Origin of the sequence: Ewingella americana (assembly GCF_006438725.1) — a bacterium.
GTDB classification, from domain to species: Bacteria; Pseudomonadota; Gammaproteobacteria; order Enterobacterales; family Enterobacteriaceae; genus Ewingella; species Ewingella americana_A.
In genome coordinates, this window is sequence record NZ_RCZD01000007.1 from 228,604 (window position 1) to 246,594 (window position 17,991).

The window sequence follows — 17,991 nt, forward strand, 5'->3', positions numbered from 1 at the left end:
TTTATTTAACGTTCTGTCTAATGGCGTAATTTTATTACGCCATCATTTTTCTGAGGTTAACCATCCTGCATACCATGAATCTACAACATCACTTTCTCATTGCGATGCCTGGGCTGGATGAACCCCAGTTCAAACGTTCTGTTGTGTATATCTGCGAACATAATGAAGATGGCGCAATGGGTCTGGTAATTAATAAACTGGTGGAAGATTTCACCATCGAGAACGTACTCGACAAGCTGGAGATCACCCCCACCCCACGCGATCCGGCTATCCGTCTCGATCGCCCGGTGTTTTCCGGCGGCCCACTGGCAGACGATCGCGGTTTTATTTTGCACACACCGCGCAGTGGTTTTGGCTCCAGCATTCAGATTTCAGACACCACGATGATCACCACGTCCAAAGATGTACTGGAAACGCTGGGCACGCCGGAACAGCCTAAAGACGTGCTGGTCGCGCTGGGCTATGCCGCATGGGAACAGGGCCAGTTGGAAAGAGAGTTGCTGGATAACGCCTGGCTGACCATCGAAGCCAGCAGCGATATTTTGTTCCGCACACCCATCGCTGACCGCTGGCGTGAAGCCGCAAAAATGATCGGCATCGATGTCGGCCAGCTCGCCACCCACGCAGGTCGTGCATAATGGCTAACCGCACCGTATTTGCCTTTGATTTCGGCACCAAAAGTATCGGGCTGGCGATTGGCCAGGAAGTCACGGGGACCGCCCGTCCCCTGACCTCGTTCAAAGCGCAGGACGGCACCCCGGACTGGCAGAAGATCGAGAAACTGCTCAAAGAGTGGTTACCGGACGTGGTGGTGGTTGGCCTGCCGCTGAACATGGACGGCACCGAACAACCCCTGACCGCCCGCGCCCGCAAATTTGCCAACCGCTTACATGGTCGCTTTGGGGTGCAGGTTGAACTGCATGACGAACGCCTGAGCACCGTCGAAGCCCGCGCTGAACTGTTCGACCGTGGTGGTTTCCGCGCACTCGACAAAGGCAGCGTGGATGCAGCTTCTGCAGTGATCATTCTGGAAAGCTGGTTTGAGAAGCAATGGAGCCAGCCAGCGGCGGAGTCACCTCAGAAATAAGCCCGCTGGCAATACGCTGTAACCGGCTCTGTTCAAAGGTTTGCATACCGGCCTTCGAGCCGGTTTGCAAAATATCCACCAGCTGATGCGTCTTGCCTTCGCGGATTAAATTCCCCACCGCAGGCGTGGAGGTCAGCACTTCAAACAGCGCCACCCTTTCCCCCGCGCTTCCCAATATCAATTTCTGCGCAACGATACCGCGCAGGCTGCCTGCCAGCTGCGCACGAACAAAACCTTTCTCCTCTGCCGGAAATACATCCACCAGCCGGTCAACCGCCTGCGTGGCGTTACGGGTATGCAACGTTGCCAATACCAGATGCCCGGTTTCCGCCGCAGTCAATGCCAGCCGGATACTGTCAGCATCACGCAGCTCGCCGAGCAGCAAGACGTCCGGGTCTTCCCGCAGTGCACCGCGAACCGCATCGCTAAAGGAGTCTGTATGCCTACCCAGTTCACGCTGTTGAATAAGGCACCGCTGGCTGCTGTGAATAAATTCAATCGGGTCCTCCAGCGTAATAATATGCCGGGCGCAGCTGCGGTTGAGGTGGTCAATCATTGCCGCCAGCGTGGTCGATTTGCCGCTGCCGGTCGCACCGGTCACCAGGATCAGGCCATCTTCACATTCAGTAAGATTTGCCACTACCGGGGGGACCTGAAGCTGTTCCAGCTGCGGACAACGCTGCGGCACACGGCGCAATGCGGCTGAGATCCCATGCAGTTGTCTGAAAAAATTCACCCGCAGACGTAACCCGTTGGCCAGCGTAATCGCGCTGTCCGTCTGGCCTTTATGCTGTAATTCGGCACGCTGTGCGGGTTCCAGCCAGGTGTCACTTAGCCACTGCATGTTTTCCACGGTGATTTTAACTGCATTCTCCAGATGCCTTAACTCGCCCTGGCTTCGCAACATCGGCAGATGCCCGGCGCAAAGGTGCAGATCGGAGGCATTTTGCTTTACACTAAGCTCCACAAATTCATCGATATCCATTTTGAAATCTCCTGAGCCACTATGAGCCTTAGCCAGCCACACACTATTGGTAAGAACTTACAGGATGTTCGCGAGCAAATCGCAGCCGCTGCACAGCGCTGCGAGCGGCCTCTGGAAGAAATTACGTTGCTTGCAGTCAGCAAAACCAAACCTGCGAGCGCTGTCGAAGAAGCGATCGCTGCCGGTCAACTGGCATTCGGTGAAAACTATGTTCAGGAAGGCGTGGACAAGATTGCGCACTTTGCCGGGCATCAGCCCGCACTGACCTGGCACTTTATCGGCCCGCTGCAATCGAATAAAAGCCGTTTGGTGGCAGAGAATTTTGACTGGTGCCATACGGTTGACCGCCTGAAAATCGCCCAGCGCCTGAATGAACAGCGCCCGGAAAACCTGCCGCCCTTGCAGGTGCTGATTCAGGTAAATATCAGCGATGAAGCCAGTAAATCCGGTATTGCGCTGAGCGATGTTGATGTGCTGGCCGATCAGATAAGCCAGATGCCGCGCCTGACCCTGCGCGGCCTGATGGCCATCCCAGCCATTGAGCATGATTATCAGCGTCAGTTGGCCGTTTTCAGCCAGATGCGCAGCGCCTTTGATGCGCTCAGGGCGCGATATCCGCAGCTCGACACGCTGTCGATGGGCATGACCGACGATATGCCTGCCGCCATCGCGGCGGGCAGTACGATGGTGCGAATTGGCACCGCGATATTTGGTGCGCGTGACTACGCTTAAGCAAATTCATCCCCATATCCAGACAGACCTCAAATTTAACGAAGGAGCACCATGCAACATCGAAAATTATGTTTTATCGGCGCCGGTAACATGGCGGGGGCCATTATTTCTGGTCTGGTTGAAAGTGGCTATCCGGCAAAATTGATCAGCGTCTGCGCCCCTTCAGGCAAAAACCGTGACCCGCTGGCGTCGAAATATGGCGTAAAAAGCAGTGATAACAATATTGCCTGTGCGCAGGAAGCGGATGTCGTGGTGCTGGCGGTGAAACCGCAATTGATGGCCGACGTATGTAAAGCACTGCAAAAAGAGGTGGATTTCAGCGGTAAACTGGTACTGTCGATTGCCGCAGGCATCAGCGTCGCGCGCTTCTGCGAACTGCTGGGCAACAAACTGAATATCGTGCGTATTATGCCGAACACGCCATCCTTAGTTGGGCAAGGCATGAGCGGGCTTTATGCGCCGGAACAAGTGTCTCAGCCAGACCGCGATTACAGCGGCGAACTGATGACAGCGGTTGGCAAAGTCTGCTGGGTTGATACCGAAGAGGGCATCAACCATATTATTGCCGCCGCAGGCAGCGCACCGGCCTATTTCTTCCTGTTTATGGAAGCTATGCAAGCCGAAGCTGAACGTTTAGGATTCAGTACAGAAACGGCGCGTATGCTGGTAGAACAAGCCGCCAGCGGTGCAACGGCGCTGGTAGCCGCCAGCCCGGACACGCCGCTGTCACAACTGCGTGAGAATGTGACCTCCAAAGGCGGCACCACCTTTGAAGCACTGAAAGTTTTCACCGACCATAAATTACCGAAGATCGTTTCCGAGGCCATGCAGGCCGCCATTACCCGCGCGCAGGAAATGGAAAAACAGTTCTGATTTAGAACGATTAATAAAAACATTCATGCCCAAAATCATTCGGGTTGCATCAAGGCGGCAACTGAGTGAATCCCCTGGGAGCATACATCAGTATGTGACCAGGGTTCGCGAAGACAGCCAACGCAGAGGCAGCTCGAAGGATGAAGGGCAAAGGGGATATATGCTTACGCTGACTTTTCTGGTCAAGACACTGATTGACCTCTACGTCATGGTTTTACTGCTGCGCATCTGGATGCAGTGGGCGCGCACCGATTTTTACAATCCGTTCTCGCAGTTTGTGGTGAAAATTACTCAGCCGATTATCGGGCCAATGCGCCGGGTTATTCCTCCTCTGGGGCCGATTGACAGCTCATCGTTGCTGCTGGCCTTCCTGCTGATGACGGTAAAATATCCACTGCTGCTGTTGATTCAGGGTGGGGGAATATCGCTCAGTCCGTATAACCTGCTGTTCGGTCTGATTTCGCTGGTGAAGTCCGCCGGGTATCTGGTGTTCTGGCTGATTATTATCCGCTCGCTGATGAGTTGGGTCAGTCAGGGGCGTGGCCCAATGGATTATGTACTGATGCAGTTGACTGAGCCGCTGATGTCGCCTATCCGTCGTTTTCTGCCGGCGATGGGCGGTATCGATTTCTCGGCGATGATCGTGATCCTTATCCTGTATATGCTGAACTATCTGGGCATGGATATGCTGGGTGAGCTGTGGTTCCTGCTCTGAGTCCGGTTTGCTGGCAGGCTGATGCGCTGGTTCTGCGGTTGGTTATCCAGCCCAAAGCCAGCCGCGACAGCCTGGTGGGATTGCATGGCGACGAATTTAAAGTCGCCATCACCGCCCCGCCGGTAGACGGCCAGGCCAATTCGCATCTGGTGAAATATCTCGCCAAACAGTTTAAAGTCGCCAAAAGTCAGGTCTGCATTGAAAAGGGCGAGCTGGGCCGCCATAAACAAGTCCGCATTACGAATCCGCAAAATATCCCGACTGAGGTCGCGATACTGCTCGCTGAATAAATTCACTCCAGATGGTCTTCAGGACGTTATTTTATGCAAAAAGTCGTTTTAGCTACCGGCAACGCCGGTAAAGTTCGTGAGCTCGCTCATCTTCTGGCTGATTTCGGCCTCGACGTAGTCGCACAAACCGAACTCGGCGTGGACTCCGCCGAAGAAACCGGCCTGACCTTCATCGAAAACGCCATCCTGAAAGCGCGCCATGCTGCCGCCATCACCGGCCTGCCCGCCATTGCCGATGACTCCGGTCTGGCCGTTGATGTGCTTGGCGGTGCGCCAGGAATTTATTCCGCCCGCTACGCCGGTGTTGACGCCAGCGACCAGCAAAACCTCGACAAGCTGCTGGTGACGTTAAAAGACGTCCCGCAAGGCCAGCGCAGCGCGCAATTCCATTGCGTACTGGTGTATATGCGCCATGCTGAAGATCCGACGCCGCTGGTCTGCCACGGCAGTTGGGATGGCGAAATTCTGTTTGCTGAAGCGGGAAAAGGCGGCTTTGGCTATGACCCGATCTTCCAGGTTCCGGCGCTCGGTAAGTCCGCCGCTGAACTAACCCGCGAAGAGAAAAGCGCGGTGTCGCACCGCGGCCAGGCACTGAAATTACTGTTAGACGCTATGAAAGAGAAATCACTTAATAATGCGTAAGTTACCGCCGCTGAGTCTTTACATCCATATTCCGTGGTGCGTGCAGAAATGCCCGTACTGCGACTTCAATTCACACGCGCTGAAAGGCGAAGTGCCGCATGACGATTATGTGATGCACTTACTGGCCGATCTGGATGCCGATTTGCATCTGGCCGCCGGGCGCGAGGTGAAGACAATTTTCATCGGCGGCGGAACCCCCAGTTTGCTCAGTGCAACAGCCATGCAAAACCTGCTCGACGGCGTGCGCGCCCGTCTGCCGCTGGCCGCTGACGCTGAAATTACCATGGAAGCCAATCCCGGCACCGTCGAAGCAGACCGCTTCAGCGCCTACCAGCGGGCGGGCGTGAACCGTATTTCCATTGGCGTACAAAGTTTTAGTGCGCAGAAACTGGAGCGTCTGGGGCGCATTCACGGCCCGGAAGAGGCCAAACGCGCCGCGCATCTGGCGACCGACCTGAATCTGCGCAGTTTTAATCTCGATTTAATGCACGGCTTGCCGGATCAGACGCTGGAAGAGGCGCTGGACGATTTACGTCAGGCCATTGCGCTCAACCCGCCGCATTTGTCATGGTATCAGCTGACTATCGAGCCCAATACGATGTACGCTTCGCGCCCGCCTAAACTGCCGGACGACGACGCGCTGTGGGATATTTTCGAGCAGGGTGATCAGTTGCTGACCGCAGCGGGTTATCAGCAATACGAAACCTCGGCCTATGCCAAACCGGGCTATCAGTGTCAGCACAACCTGAACTACTGGCGTTTTGGCGATTATCTGGGCATTGGCTGCGGTGCCCATGGCAAGCTGACCCAGCCCGACGGGCAGATCCTGCGGACGGTGAAAACCAAACATCCGCGTGGCTATATGCAGGGCCGCTATATGGATAAACAACATGCGGTAGAAATCAGCGAGCTACCGTTTGAGTTTTTTATGAACCGTTTCCGTCTGCTGGAAGCCGCGCCACGTGAAGAGTTTGCGATTTATACCGGTCTGGACGAAAGCGTGATCCGCGCTCAGCTTGATGAAGCTATCGCGAAAAATTATCTGCTGGAAACCGATTTGCACTGGCAGATCACCCAGCATGGCAAGTTATTCCTGAACTCCCTGCTGGAACTGTTTTTGGACGAGTGATAGCAAACTAAAAATGGCTCTTATTGCAGAGCCATTTTGTTGGATATTGCGGGTTTACTTAAGATCGGCCAGCAGCGTCTGACGCTGCTTATCGAGCGATTTAACACGGTTGCAGACATCATCACCAAAGGTTTTAAAGTCCTGTTCCTGTTTACTCCACTCATTTTGTACTGCCTGTTGCAGGACGCCCAGATTGCCCATCACCGCTTGTAACGGGTTACCGCCGCTGGTGGCTTGCTTAACACCCATTTCGTTCAGGCTGTCTTGCATTACCCCCCCCATGCTCTGCTCAAGTATCCGACGACCATCTTGTTTCACCTGCTCAACCGCCTGATGGTGGAACGTCAGACCATCGGTACGGTGTTCGATAATGCGGTTCATCTGCTGCTTCATCTGAGTGTTCAGCGTGGTCAGACGGTTACGCACGTTGCTGTCGGTACCCAATTGCTGGACGATCACGTTGTCCATCGCGACACGGCCTTTCTCCAGATGCGCGGTGGCACCCTGGTCGATCCACGGCAGGTCACGACGCAGTGAAGCCTGATAATCAATCGCTTCCTGGCGCACTTTGGCACTCAGGGTCACTTCTTTGCCATTCTGAGATACGTCACCATTGGGGGTGATCAGCAAGTTACCGCTGGCCCCCACAATCTGGACGGTCTGCGGCTTGATCACTACGTCATCTTTCGGGTTAACGTTGCACTGATAATCCGCCTGCGCACTCCATGCAGTCATTGCCAACAGCGCGGCAATGCCCAATTTAGTTCCCGTTTTGAATTCCATGTTCTCTCCCTTCAGACAGCAAAAATTAAAATATTGAACGGCCAATTCTTTGCGCCAGCTTTTCTAAGGCAGCGGTTCCGGCCAAAGAGTTCCCTGCCACGTCAAGCTCTGGTGACCAGACTGCAATGCACATCTCGCCAGGAACGATGGCAATGATGCCACCTCCCACGCCGGATTTCCCCGGCATACCGACACGATAAGCAAACTCTCCAGCACCGTCATACATTCCACTGGTTACCATCATCGCATTGATTTGCCGCGCCTGACGCGGGTCAATCAGCGCGTCGCCCGTTCCCAGTGGCTGGCCCTTATTGGCCAGATAGACGAAGGTGCGCGCCAGCTCCGTACAGCTCATACGCAACGCGCAATAATGAAAGTAGGTCTGAAGCACAGTGATGACGTCGTTGTCGAAATTACCGAAAGATTTCATTAAATACGCGATGGCAGCATTGCGATCAGAATGGTCGAACTCGGAACGAGCTACGTGCCGATCGTAGTTGATATCTGGCTGTCCGGCCAGTTGACGCACCACTTCCAGCATTCTTTGCTTGGGGGCCGTGAGGCGGGTTTGCAGTAAATCGCACACCACCAGCGCACCGGGGTTGATAAACGGGTTGCGCGGTTTACCCTGCTCGAGTTCGAGCTGAACCAGGGAGTTGAAAGGCTGGCCCGACGGCTCTTTACCAACGCGCTGCCAGATTTCACTCTCCTGATAACGGGTCAGCGCCAGCGTCAGGCTCAGTACTTTGGAAATCGATTGGATGGAAAAACGGCTATCTGCATCACCGGCGCTGAAGGTCTCACCTGACGTGGTGCAGACCGCGATCCCCAGATTGTCAGGGCTAACCTCAGCCAGCGCAGGAATGTATCCCGCCACCTTGCCGCGACCAATCAGCGGACGAACCTGCGTCAGAATATCTTCCAGTAAACTGTTATCGAGTTCAGTGCCCAACGTCCTGCCTCCAGATGTAACAAAGGTGCCAGAAAGGCACCTTTTATTTCAACGAACTTTATAGAACGATGGAATTCAGTCCCACCAGATATCGAAGAGTTCAGAAACTTCAACATCTTCCATTTTATGGTCTTCCAACCATTTTTGAACCAGAGCACGGTGCTCGTCGGTACAATGACCGATATCTTGCAGGCAGATCAAACCTTCCCATTGCAGATAGCCGCTGCCATCAAAGGCCAGTTTGTTCGGCTCGATCGCGCCTTCGATGAACGCGTCCAGTTGCTCGTCGATGGTTTCAACCGGGGTGCCTTCCGCGAAACGCCATTTTACCGAAAAACCCAGTTCCTGGAATTCGGCAATGTGTAACTTCTTACGTAAACGACGACTACGATTCTTGGCCATTATTGCTTCCTCTCAAACATCAGATCCCATACGCCGTGGCCTAAACGCTGGCCACGCATTTCGAACTTGGTGACCGGGCGCGAGTCCGGGCGCGGTACATAATTATTTTCCTGCGACAGGTTATGCCAGTTTTCAAGGCTGGTCATCACCTCAAGCATATGTTCGGCATACGGCTCCCAATCGGTTGCCATGTGGAATACACCGCCCACTTTTAGTTTACTGCGCAGCAGTTCAACGAAGACCGGCTGAACGATGCGGCGCTTATTATGACGCGCTTTGTGCCACGGGTCAGGAAAGAATAACTGCACCATATCCAGCGAGCCATCAGGAATCATTTTTTCCAACACTTCTACCGCGTCGTGACACATTACGCGCAGGTTGTTGACCCCCTCTTCCTGCGCCGTTGCCAGACAGGCACCGACGCCTGGCGAGTGAACTTCAATGCCGATGAAGTTCTGCTCAGGTTTCTGCCCGGCCATGGTCACCAGCGACGTGCCCATACCAAAACCGATTTCCAGCACGACAGGGGCAGTGCGGCCAAACAACGCGTCAATGTCCAACGGTTCTGCCTGATATTCAACGCCCATCACCGGCCAAAGAGTGTCGAGCGCGTGTTGCTGACCTTTGGTCAGGCGGCCCTGACGGCGAACAAAACTGCGGATACGGCGCATAGAGCGACCGTTCTCATCGAACTCAGGGGAAACGACGTCGTTTTTCATAGGGCTTTCACTCTATTGGGCAATGCTGTTCTCAGCATTGCGCGGTTGGGCAGTAGCGATTAGGCAACAAATCAAGGAATGGCGCATTATCCAAACCTCCGCATGATAAGCAAGCCTTGTGGGCAGAAACAGGTCGGAAACTTCCGGTTTACACCCTTCGGAGTCTGTGATGTGATCCCGCCCTGACTTTTCACCCTGCCGGATTTGTCGCTCACCCATGATACAAAATTTCGCGCCGCTGGTGCTGGACTGGTACCAACGCTATGGACGTAAGACGCTGCCGTGGCAGTTGGAAAAAACGCCCTACAAAGTATGGCTCTCAGAGGTGATGTTGCAACAAACACAGGTTGCGACCGTCATTCCCTATTTTGACCGTTTTATAGCACGTTTTCCTACCGTAAATGACCTGGCCGTTGCACCGCAGGATGAAGTGTTACACCTGTGGACCGGGCTTGGTTATTACGCTCGTGCGCGCAATTTGCATAAAGCTGCGCAGACAATCGCCACCGTGCATGGCGGCATTTTCCCGACTGACTTCGAGGCAGTCAATGCGCTGCCCGGCATTGGCCGTTCCACCGCCGGTGCGGTGCTGTCGCTCTCTTTGGGCCAGCATCACCCTATTCTCGACGGCAACGTGAAGCGCGTGCTGTCGCGTTGTTATGCCGTTGACGGCTGGCCGGGGGAGAAGAAAGTCGAAAATCGCTTATGGCAAATAGCCGAAGACGTAACGCCCGTCAAGGGTGTGGAACAGTTTAATCAGGCGATGATGGACCTGGGCGCGATGATTTGTACCCGCTCCAAACCCAAGTGCGAGCTGTGCCCACTGAAAACGCGTTGCGAAGCTTATGCGCATAATAGTTGGTCGCAATATCCCGGTAAGAAACCGAAGAAAACCTTGCCCGAAAGAACCGCATTTATGCTGATGATCCAGCACGATGACGGCGTCTGGCTGGAGCAACGCCCACCTGTCGGACTATGGGGCGGATTATTCTGCTTCCCGCAGTTTGCAAGTATCGATGAGCTGGAAAGCGGCGTAAAAAAATATGGTGCCACCCTGAATCAGCTGGAGCAGCAGACGGCTTTTCGTCACACTTTCAGCCATTTCCATTTGGATATCGTCCCGATGTGGCTAAATCAGCACTCAACACCGGGTTGCATGGATGAAGGTGCGGGTCTCTGGTATAACTTAGCGCAACCACAATCCGTCGGGCTGGCCGCGCCGGTTGAACGTTTACTTACTCAACTGGCAAAAGAGCACTTGAGCCAGCTAGCTAAATAAGGAATCAGTATGAGCAGAACGATTTTTTGCACTTTTTTAAAACGTGATGCGGAAGGCCAGGACTTCCAGCTTTATCCGGGCGAGATTGGCAAGCGCATCTTTAATGAGATTTCGAAAGAAGCCTGGTCGCAGTGGATGAGCAAACAGACCATGCTGATCAATGAGAAAAAACTCAGCATGATGAATCCTGATGACCGCAAGTTGCTGGAGCAGGAGATGGTGAATTTCCTGTTTGAAGGACAAGACGTGCATATTGAAGGTTATACGCCGCCGTCAAAATAATCAGTTATCCCTTATTTCTTCTGCCGGGCTACGCCATGTACGCGCCAGCCCGTCATCTTTCATCACGATACGGTTTTAAGATGAAGAAAATTTTTGCGCTGTTGGTCATCGCTCCCCTGCTTATCTCCTGCTCGGGCAGCAAGAAAGACTCGTTTAATGAAGCTTATGTCAAGGATACCAACGGCTTCGATATTTTGATGGGCCAGTTCGCCCACAATATCGAGAACATCTGGGGACTGAATGAAGTCCTGATCGCCGGGCCTAAAGACTACGTAAAATACAGCGATCAATACTACACCCGTAGCCACATCAACTTTGATGCGGGTACCATCACTATCGAAACCATCGCCGGTACCAATCCGACGGCCAACCTGCGTCAGGCAATCATCAGCACGTTGCTGGTCGGTGAAGATCCGGGCAACGTTGACCTTTATTCGGACGCCAACGACATTGAAATTAGCCGTGAGCCGATGCTCTACGGCCAGGTGCTGGACAACACCGGCAAGCCTATGCGCTGGGAAGGCCGCGCCGCCAACTTTGCCGATTATCTGATTCAAAACAAGCTGATGCGCCGCCAGTCCGGTCTGCACATCATCTATTCCGTCACGATCCAGATGGTGCCAAACCACCTGAATCAGCGTGCGCATAAATATCTGCCGATGATCCGCGAAGCATCCGCCAAATACGGCGTCGATCAGTCGCTGATACTCGCGATCATGCAGACTGAATCGGCCTTTAACCCGTACGCGGTCAGTAACGCTGACGCTCTCGGTCTGATGCAGGTCGTGCAGCATTCTGCCGGCGTTGACGTGTTTAAATCAGAAGGGAAATGGGGCAAACCAAGCCGCAGCTATCTGTTTGATCCACAAAATAACATCAACACAGGTACCGCGTATCTGGCGATGTTGCAAAACGTTTATCTCGCTAATATTAACAACCCAACGTCTAAGCGTTATGCGGTGATCACCGCCTATAATGGCGGCGCAGGCAGCGTATTACGCGTGTTCAGCAGTAATAAAACTCAGGCGTTTAACATCATCAACACAATGGCGCCAGGGGATGTTTACACCACGTTGACCACTAAACATCCATCCGGTGAGTCACGCCGTTATCTGTATAAAGTGAATAACACTCAGAAAAGCTATCGCCGCATCGACTAACCCGGTCCGGGGAAGAAGCAACAATAAAAAACGGAGGCACCTGAGCCTCCGTTTTTTATGTGTTACGCAAAAACATTTGTACTGAACACTGCCCGCGTTATTCGGCGATCACATACCCCATGATACGTTTCCAGCCGATCGTTTTTTTCTCAACATAAACACCCTGTAACTCTGGCGAGAAACCCGGCAGTAGATTGATGCCCTCTTCCAGCGCCATAAAGTAGCGCTGAACCGCCCCACCCCATATTTCTCCCGGCACCACACACAGCACACCCGGAGGGTAAGGTAGCGCGCCTTCGGCGGCAATGCGGCCTTCAGCCTCGCCAATGGCGACCAGCTCGACGTTATCGCGGATAAACTCGCTGTGGGCGTCCTGGGCATTCATCACCACTTTTGGGAACCCGGCCTGACGGAACATCTCTTTTTGCAGCTCTTTCACGTCAAAACTGACGTAAAGGTTGTGCATCTCCTGGCAGAGCTGACGGATGGTATAATTACGATATCTGTCTTCGTTTTTGCGGTACACCGTCGGCAGCACTTCGCTGAGTGGCGCATCTTCTTCGATGTAGCGCTCAAAGCGAGCGATCTCTTCGATCAGCAACTGCATTTTCGCTGGTGTCTCCGCCGGTGTCAGCAGGAACAGAATCGAGTTCAGATCGCATTTTTCCGGCACGATGCCGTTCTCACGCAAGAAGTTGGCAAGAATAGTGGCTGGAATACCAAACTCGGTGTATTGGCCACTATTCGCATCAATACCCGGCGTAGTCAGCAACAGTTTGCAGGGATCGACAAAATATTGCTTCTCGGCGTAGCCTTCAAAAGCGTGCCAGCGCTCACCCGGTACAAAGTCAAAGAAGCGCACATCATTGGCCATCTTTTCAGTGTCATGATTCTGCCACGCAATGCCGTCAACCACCGGCGGTACAAACGGCAGGATCATCGAACACTGGTCGAGCAACATTTTGCGCGCTTCAATGCCGAGCTTCACGCACTCCATCCACATGTGCTTGCCGCTGCCTCCGGCATGAATACGCGCATTGACATCCAGCGCCGCAAACAGCGGATAAAACGGGCTGGTTGAGGCATGCATCATGAAAGCATTGTTAAGCTTCTTATGGCTGCAATGACGCTTCTGGCCTTTGATGTGGTTGTCTTTTTTGTGGATCTGCGAGGTCTGCGAGAACCCAGCCTGCTGCTTGTGAACTGACTGGGTGACGATAATTCCCGGGTCGTTCTCGTTGAGCTCCAGCAGCAGCGGCGAACACTGCTGCATCATCGGGATGAACTGCTCATAACCGACCCAGGCTGAGTCAAACAGGATGTAATCACACAGGTGACCGATTTTGTCCACCACCTGACGGGCGTTATAAATGGTGCCGTCGTAAGTTCCGAGCTGAATAATCGCCAGGCGGAACGGGCGTTTTTCACCCGCGCGCTCCGGCGCAACCTCTTTAATTTGCTTACGAAGATAAGTTTCGTCGAAGCAGTCGGCGTCTATCCCGCCAATAAAACCAAACGGATTACGCGCAGTTTCCAAATAGACCGGCGTGGCACCTGCCTGCAACAGCGCACCGTGGTGATTAGATTTATGGTTATTACGGTCAAACAGCACCAGGTCATCACGGGTCAGCAGCGCGTTGGTCACCACTTTATTTGCAGCAGAGGTACCGTTGAGCACGAAATAGGTTTTGTCCGCGCTGAACACTTTAGCCGCGTATTTCTGCGCATCTTTCGCCGAGCCTTCATGGATCAGTAAATCACCCAGTTTAACGTCCGCATTGCACATGTCAGAACGGAAAATGTTCGGGCCATAAAAATCATAAAACTGGCGCCCTGCCGGATGACGACGGAAAAATTCGCCGCCCTGATGGCCGGGACAGGCAAAGGTCGAATTCTCCATCTCGACATATTTTTTCAGCGTGTCGAAAAATGGCGGGAATAGCGCTTCTTCATAGACCTGCGCGGCAGACTCAATCTGCGCGGCATAAAATGCCTGATTGGCATCAGAGAGTGCGATCACGCCTTTCAGCACGGACAAATAATCCGGGGAAACCTGCTCGGTTCCCTGAACTGCAACAAACGCCGGAATACCAAATCCCAGCGCGTCTATTTCTGCCAGCCGGCCGCTGTTTAAATCCCCCACGGAGATAATAATGGCAGCGACGTCAGCATAATCGGCACGACGCAGATCCACGACGATACGGTGAGATTCAAGGTAAGGGGCCACGGAGGCACTTGCTGCAATTTTCAAAAGTTTCATTAAGACTCTCAAACGGTTAAGTAAGAGGGTGTGCCAGTTAGCACGGCAATGAGCAGGTTCGTACGTCGTAAAGTAAAAGCGCGCAGATCCGGCCCGGCAAAGTGACGCTGGCGTGAGCGAGATATCAGGCGCGAAAGCACAATGCCAGCAGGCAAAGGGGAAACGAGTCAGGAATCAGGCTCAACCACGTCTGATAGACATCAGTAAAATCAGAGAAGGCTCTGTTTTTAATCATGCCTAACAGCGAGCAAGGTAGCCTTACCGCATGAAAGGAGCTGCAAAGGGAGAAAAACAGGAAATGCGAGGTCCACAGCACCTGGAAGAGGTCATCAGCGATGTTTTACGCTTACAGAAAGCGTGATGTGATAAGCCGGCCATGCCGCAACCCTCTTGAGCTGTCGCGAGAAAAAGGAAACATCTCAGTCAATAAATCGCCGCAATAATGGCATCATTCTCCCCCCGGTACAAGCCTGTAAAGTCGCCATTTTTCTAACAAAATGCTACATTTTTAACCCCTTAATTTGACTGCAATTCCTCCGCGATCCTGCGGTTACCGAACATTTCCCCATCGTCATTGCCCGGCCATTGCGTTAAAAATCAGCATTCAGACGATCTGGCACGCGCTTACAGAAAAAAGCCGTTGACGACACACAGCCAATACGGTTTAATGCGCCGCGTTGCCCGGATAGCTCAGTCGGTAGAGCAAGGGATTGAAAATCCCTGTGTCCTTGGTTCGATTCCGAGTCCGGGCACCATCTTTAAAGAAACCAGCCTAAGGGCTGGTTTTTTGCTTTCTGAGAGATGGACTCTTCATCGGACTCCATTCCATTATTCATCTCATCCTGAGACTCACCTTCAACAAACTCCAGAGTAACCGAAACAATTGAGTGCCCCTCATAGCGTCGGCAGTACTCTTTTCATCTTGGTATAGCCACCAACATTTGCCTTTTTCAGGGTAGCATAATCATTATTATATCAATGCCCGAGAAAGTTGGGGGTATCAGTCAGAGAAATACCCTGATTTTCTGACATCCCTGCTTGCAGGCATTATATTGACCACAGTGATATCGCATCATATATCTATAGTTTTAGTCGGCATTTAGACTTTAAATGGAAAGCACCTATAAACAATGTAAAATTCCTACAAAGACAGAAATATCAGACAGAAAATTCTTAACAAACTTACTTTGTAAAATATTGAAATATATTTTTTAAAAAATATTACCGACAATTTTAAATGCTTGTGGCTTCATAAAAAAGCACTCACTTGCCTTTAACACCAAACGGAGTAAGCCTTTTCTTTTCCACCCCCACGCTATCAACGTTCTGAAACCGCACATTCCTCACAGTAAAGGGAAACAACTTACATGCTTAACTCTCTCAGTTAGTATTGATTAATTTGAGTTAAGGAATATCATGTTTCAGTAAGAACCTCGTTAACCAGAAATTAACCGATAATGAGTGCATCTTAATTTAATACCGTTTGTGGCCTTGCAGGAAGCAACGCTCTCTATTTTCTGCTTGTCGCAATATATACCCATCCTAACCGCAAGCAGGGAAATTAAACATGTCCAACAGCTTCCAGAATGAAATTCCGAAAGCGCGCGTTAACATCAAACTTGATTTACACACAGGTGGTTCACAGAAGAAAGTTGAATTGCCGTTAAAATTAATGGTAATGGGCGATTACAGTAACGGAAAAGAAAAACGTCCGTTATCCGAACGCGAAAAAGTTAACATTAATAAGAATAACTTTAACAGCGTCCTCGCTGAATGCAGCCCGTCATTAAACCTGACCGTTGAAAATACCCTGACCGGCGATCATAGCCAAGAAAGTATCAGGCTGAGCTTCAAAGAGATGAAAGATTTCGAGCCTGAGCAGGTCGCACGCCAAATTCCTCAGCTGCGAGCTATGCTGGCGATGCGTAATTTATTACGCGATCTCAAATCCAACCTTTTAGACAACGCCACCTTCCGTAAAGAACTCGAAACCATCCTTAAAGATGACCATCTGAGTGACGACTTACGTAATGAACTGGCGGCTCTGGCCCCGAAAGACGCTTAACCCTTCCTGAACCGGATTAACCTGAGACTATGCTCATGTCTGTTAACACAGAAAATAATCATGAAAGCCGCACCACCGTGCTGGAACGTGCCGACGCAGGAAGTGTTTATGCGTCATTGTTTGAAAAAATCAACCTGACTCCGGTCTCTTCACTGGGTGACGTGAACGTCTTCCAGGACAACCAGGCGATGTCTGATGTTACTACCGACGAGCGCGTAACCGCTGCGGTGCAGGTGTTTCTCGAACGCCTGAAGCAGTCAGGTCAGAAAGTTGAACGTCTGGATAAAACCCTGCTGGACGGCCATATCGCGATGCTCGACGAGCAGATCAGCCGTCAGTTGGATATGGTCATGCACCACCCGGATTTCCAGCGCGTTGAATCGGGCTGGCGTGGTCTGAAATTCCTGATCGATCGCACCGATTTCCGTCAGAACGTGAAAATTGAACTGCTGGACGTATCCAAAGACGACCTGCGTCAGGATTTCGAAGATTGCCCGGAAATCATCCAGAGCGGCCTGTACCGTCACACCTACATTCAGGAATATGACACACCGGGTGGCGAGCCGATCGGTTCTGTGATCTCCAACTACGAGTTTGATGCGAGCGCACAAGATATCGCGCTGCTGCGTAACATCTCTAAAGTGTCTGCGGCGGCGCACATGCCGTTTGTCGGCTCCGTCGGCCCTAAATTCTTCCTGAAAGAGTCCATGGAAGAAGTGGCTGCCATCAAAGATATCGGCAACTACTTTGACCGCGCCGAGTATATCAAGTGGAAATCCTTCCGTGATTCCGATGACTCTCGCTACATCGGTCTGACCATGCCGCGCGTGCTTGGCCGTCTGCCTTATGGCCCGGACACCGTACCGGTTCGCAGCTTCAACTACGTTGAAGAAGTGAAAGGCCCGGATCACGAGAAATACCTGTGGACCAACGCCGCATTTGCATTTGCTGCCAACATGATGAAAAGCTTCATCAAAAACGGCTGGTGTGTGCAAATCCGTGGCCCACAGGCTGGTGGCGCTGTGACTGACCTGCCAATCCACCTGTACGACCTGGGTACCGGCAATCAGGTGAAAATCCCGTCTGAAATAATGATCCCTGAAACTCGTGAATTTGAGTTTGCCAATCTGGGCTTCATCCCGTTGTCTTACTACAAAAACCGCGACTACTCGTGCTTCTTCTCCGCAAACTCTGCGCAGAAGCCAGCGTTGTATGACACTGCTGATGCCACCGCCAACAGCCGTATTAATGCCCGTCTGCCATACATCTTCCTGCTGTCACGCATCGCGCATTACCTGAAATTGATTCAGCGCGAAAACATCGGTACCACTAAAGATCGCCGCCTGCTGGAGCTGGAACTGAATACCTGGGTTCGCACGCTGGTGACTGAAATGACCGATCCGGGCGATGACCTTCAGGCCTCTCACCCACTGCGCGACGCCAAAGTGACCGTAGAAGATATTGAAGACAATCCGGGCTTCTTCCGCGTGAAACTCTACGCCGTCCCACACTTCCAGGTGGAAGGCATGGACGTGAATCTGTCATTGGTTTCTCAGATGCCAAAGGCTAAGGCATAAACGGAGATACGATGAAAATTTATCGTCCGCTATCAGCGCGTTCAGGAAAATCTTCACCC

The 17,991-nt window shown here is 52.3% G+C and carries 19 protein-coding genes and 1 tRNA gene; 14 read left to right on the forward strand and 6 right to left on the reverse strand.

Features of this window, described 5'->3' with window-relative positions; all coding sequences use genetic code 11:
* Positions 1 to 74 precede the first annotated feature (74 nt).
* Together EAH77_RS14715 and ruvX are read left to right on the forward strand one after the other, a co-directional pair.
* Positions 75 to 638, forward strand: a complete 564-nt coding sequence (locus EAH77_RS14715) for a YqgE/AlgH family protein (protein ID WP_140473546.1) — start codon at positions 75 to 77, stop codon at positions 636 to 638.
* The gene (gene ruvX, locus EAH77_RS14720) at positions 638 to 1,087 is read left to right on the forward strand and encodes a Holliday junction resolvase RuvX (protein WP_140473547.1); all 450 of its coding nucleotides are present in this window, start codon (positions 638 to 640) and stop codon (positions 1,085 to 1,087) included. The genes EAH77_RS14715 and ruvX overlap by 1 nt, the downstream gene beginning before the upstream one ends.
* On the opposite strand, the gene EAH77_RS14725 is transcribed toward ruvX, so the two are convergent.
* The gene (locus EAH77_RS14725) at positions 1,023 to 2,072 is read right to left on the reverse strand and encodes a type IV pilus twitching motility protein PilT (RefSeq protein ID WP_140473548.1); all 1,050 of its coding nucleotides are present in this window, start codon (positions 2,070 to 2,072) and stop codon (positions 1,023 to 1,025) included. The genes ruvX and EAH77_RS14725 overlap by 65 nt on opposite strands.
* A 21-nt stretch (positions 2,073 to 2,093) precedes the next feature.
* Here EAH77_RS14725 and EAH77_RS14730 point away from each other — a divergent pair, with 21 nt between their 5' ends.
* The 6 genes from EAH77_RS14730 to hemW all read left to right on the forward strand — a co-directional run bounded on the left by EAH77_RS14730 (position 2,094) and on the right by hemW (position 6,453).
* On the forward strand, positions 2,094 to 2,804 hold the full coding sequence (locus EAH77_RS14730) for a YggS family pyridoxal phosphate-dependent enzyme (protein WP_140473549.1): 711 nt from the start codon (positions 2,094 to 2,096) through the stop codon (positions 2,802 to 2,804).
* A 51-nt stretch (positions 2,805 to 2,855) separates the two neighbouring features.
* Positions 2,856 to 3,677 (forward strand): pyrroline-5-carboxylate reductase, encoded by an 822-nt coding sequence (gene proC, locus EAH77_RS14735; protein ID WP_140473550.1) that lies wholly within the window; start codon positions 2,856 to 2,858, stop codon positions 3,675 to 3,677.
* 160 nt (positions 3,678 to 3,837) lie between these two features.
* Positions 3,838 to 4,392 (forward strand): YggT family protein, encoded by a 555-nt coding sequence (locus EAH77_RS14740; protein ID WP_140473551.1) that lies wholly within the window; start codon positions 3,838 to 3,840, stop codon positions 4,390 to 4,392.
* Entirely contained in the window at positions 4,389 to 4,682 is a 294-nt protein-coding gene (gene yggU, locus EAH77_RS14745) for a DUF167 family protein YggU (RefSeq protein WP_241673469.1), read from the forward strand. The genes EAH77_RS14740 and yggU overlap by 4 nt, the downstream gene beginning before the upstream one ends.
* 33 nt (positions 4,683 to 4,715) lie before the next feature.
* Positions 4,716 to 5,324, forward strand: coding sequence for an RdgB/HAM1 family non-canonical purine NTP pyrophosphatase (rdgB, locus tag EAH77_RS14750; RefSeq protein ID WP_140473553.1), 609 nt, complete (start codon positions 4,716 to 4,718; stop codon positions 5,322 to 5,324).
* Positions 5,317 to 6,453 (forward strand): radical SAM family heme chaperone HemW, encoded by a 1,137-nt coding sequence (gene hemW / locus EAH77_RS14755; protein WP_140473554.1) that lies wholly within the window; start codon positions 5,317 to 5,319, stop codon positions 6,451 to 6,453. The genes rdgB and hemW overlap by 8 nt, the downstream gene beginning before the upstream one ends.
* A 54-nt stretch (positions 6,454 to 6,507) precedes the next feature.
* Here the strand turns inward: hemW and EAH77_RS14760 are convergent, their stop codons facing one another.
* From EAH77_RS14760 to trmB, 4 genes are all read right to left on the reverse strand, one after another.
* Positions 6,508 to 7,236: a DUF2884 domain-containing protein gene (locus EAH77_RS14760; protein WP_140473555.1), complete on the reverse strand. Its 729-nt coding sequence runs from the start codon at positions 7,234 to 7,236 to the stop codon at positions 6,508 to 6,510.
* Positions 7,237 to 7,261: 25 nt separating this feature from the next.
* A complete protein-coding gene (gene glsB, locus EAH77_RS14765; protein WP_140473556.1) occupies positions 7,262 to 8,188 on the reverse strand; it encodes a glutaminase B in 927 nt (308 codons plus the stop codon).
* A gap of 75 nt (positions 8,189 to 8,263) precedes the next feature.
* Entirely contained in the window at positions 8,264 to 8,590 is a 327-nt protein-coding gene (locus tag EAH77_RS14770; protein ID WP_140473557.1) for a YggL family protein, read from the reverse strand.
* Positions 8,590 to 9,309 carry a tRNA (guanosine(46)-N7)-methyltransferase TrmB gene (trmB, locus tag EAH77_RS14775; protein WP_140473558.1) on the reverse strand — a complete coding sequence of 240 codons (720 nt, stop codon included), beginning with the start codon at positions 9,307 to 9,309 and terminating at the stop codon, positions 8,590 to 8,592. The genes EAH77_RS14770 and trmB overlap by 1 nt, the downstream gene beginning before the upstream one ends.
* 217 nt (positions 9,310 to 9,526) lie before the next feature.
* Between trmB and mutY the strand changes: the two genes are divergently transcribed.
* The 3 genes from mutY to mltC all read left to right on the forward strand — a co-directional run bounded on the left by mutY (position 9,527) and on the right by mltC (position 12,030).
* Entirely contained in the window at positions 9,527 to 10,588 is a 1,062-nt protein-coding gene (gene mutY, locus EAH77_RS14780; protein ID WP_140473559.1) for an A/G-specific adenine glycosylase, read from the forward strand.
* A 9-nt stretch (positions 10,589 to 10,597) separates the two neighbouring features.
* The gene (locus EAH77_RS14785) at positions 10,598 to 10,870 is read left to right on the forward strand and encodes an oxidative damage protection protein (protein WP_140473560.1); all 273 of its coding nucleotides are present in this window, start codon (positions 10,598 to 10,600) and stop codon (positions 10,868 to 10,870) included.
* 80 nt (positions 10,871 to 10,950) lie between these two features.
* Positions 10,951 to 12,030: a membrane-bound lytic murein transglycosylase MltC gene (gene mltC, locus EAH77_RS14790; protein ID WP_140473561.1), complete on the forward strand. Its 1,080-nt coding sequence runs from the start codon at positions 10,951 to 10,953 to the stop codon at positions 12,028 to 12,030.
* Positions 12,031 to 12,127: 97 nt separating this feature from the next.
* On the opposite strand, the gene speF is transcribed toward mltC, so the two are convergent.
* Complete coding sequence (speF, locus tag EAH77_RS14795) at positions 12,128 to 14,290, reverse strand: ornithine decarboxylase SpeF (RefSeq protein ID WP_140473562.1); 2,163 nt, start codon at positions 14,288 to 14,290, stop codon at positions 12,128 to 12,130.
* Between the two features lie 679 nt (positions 14,291 to 14,969).
* On the opposite strand from speF, the gene EAH77_RS14800 reads away from it, so the two are divergent.
* The 3 genes from EAH77_RS14800 to tssC all read left to right on the forward strand — a co-directional run bounded on the left by EAH77_RS14800 (position 14,970) and on the right by tssC (position 17,932).
* A tRNA-Phe gene (locus EAH77_RS14800) sits at positions 14,970 to 15,045 on the forward strand.
* An 812-nt stretch (positions 15,046 to 15,857) separates the two neighbouring features.
* A complete protein-coding gene (gene tssB / locus EAH77_RS14805) occupies positions 15,858 to 16,355 on the forward strand; it encodes a type VI secretion system contractile sheath small subunit (protein WP_140473563.1) in 498 nt (165 codons plus the stop codon).
* A 29-nt stretch (positions 16,356 to 16,384) separates the two neighbouring features.
* Positions 16,385 to 17,932: a type VI secretion system contractile sheath large subunit gene (gene tssC, locus EAH77_RS14810; RefSeq protein ID WP_140473564.1), complete on the forward strand. Its 1,548-nt coding sequence runs from the start codon at positions 16,385 to 16,387 to the stop codon at positions 17,930 to 17,932.
* Positions 17,933 to 17,991 lie beyond the last annotated feature (59 nt).

Coding starts and splice junctions, on each gene's coding strand:
- EAH77_RS14715 (WP_140473546.1), top strand. CDS start 75: ATGAATCTACAACATCACTTTCTCATTGCGATGCCTGGGCTGGATGAA.
- ruvX (WP_140473547.1), top strand. CDS start 638: ATGGCTAACCGCACCGTATTTGCCTTTGATTTCGGCACCAAAAGTATC.
- EAH77_RS14725 (WP_140473548.1), bottom strand. CDS start 2,072: ATGGATATCGATGAATTTGTGGAGCTTAGTGTAAAGCAAAATGCCTCC.
- EAH77_RS14730 (WP_140473549.1), top strand. CDS start 2,094: ATGAGCCTTAGCCAGCCACACACTATTGGTAAGAACTTACAGGATGTT.
- proC (WP_140473550.1), top strand. CDS start 2,856: ATGCAACATCGAAAATTATGTTTTATCGGCGCCGGTAACATGGCGGGG.
- EAH77_RS14740 (WP_140473551.1), top strand. CDS start 3,838: ATGCTTACGCTGACTTTTCTGGTCAAGACACTGATTGACCTCTACGTC.
- rdgB (WP_140473553.1), top strand. CDS start 4,716: ATGCAAAAAGTCGTTTTAGCTACCGGCAACGCCGGTAAAGTTCGTGAG.
- hemW (WP_140473554.1), top strand. CDS start 5,317: ATGCGTAAGTTACCGCCGCTGAGTCTTTACATCCATATTCCGTGGTGC.
- EAH77_RS14760 (WP_140473555.1), bottom strand. CDS start 7,236: ATGGAATTCAAAACGGGAACTAAATTGGGCATTGCCGCGCTGTTGGCA.
- EAH77_RS14770 (WP_140473557.1), bottom strand. CDS start 8,590: ATGGCCAAGAATCGTAGTCGTCGTTTACGTAAGAAGTTACACATTGCC.
- trmB (WP_140473558.1), bottom strand. CDS start 9,309: ATGAAAAACGACGTCGTTTCCCCTGAGTTCGATGAGAACGGTCGCTCT.
- mutY (WP_140473559.1), top strand. CDS start 9,527: ATGATACAAAATTTCGCGCCGCTGGTGCTGGACTGGTACCAACGCTAT.
- EAH77_RS14785 (WP_140473560.1), top strand. CDS start 10,598: ATGAGCAGAACGATTTTTTGCACTTTTTTAAAACGTGATGCGGAAGGC.
- mltC (WP_140473561.1), top strand. CDS start 10,951: ATGAAGAAAATTTTTGCGCTGTTGGTCATCGCTCCCCTGCTTATCTCC.
- speF (WP_140473562.1), bottom strand. CDS start 14,290: ATGAAACTTTTGAAAATTGCAGCAAGTGCCTCCGTGGCCCCTTACCTT.
- tssB (WP_140473563.1), top strand. CDS start 15,858: ATGTCCAACAGCTTCCAGAATGAAATTCCGAAAGCGCGCGTTAACATC.
- tssC (WP_140473564.1), top strand. CDS start 16,385: ATGCTCATGTCTGTTAACACAGAAAATAATCATGAAAGCCGCACCACC.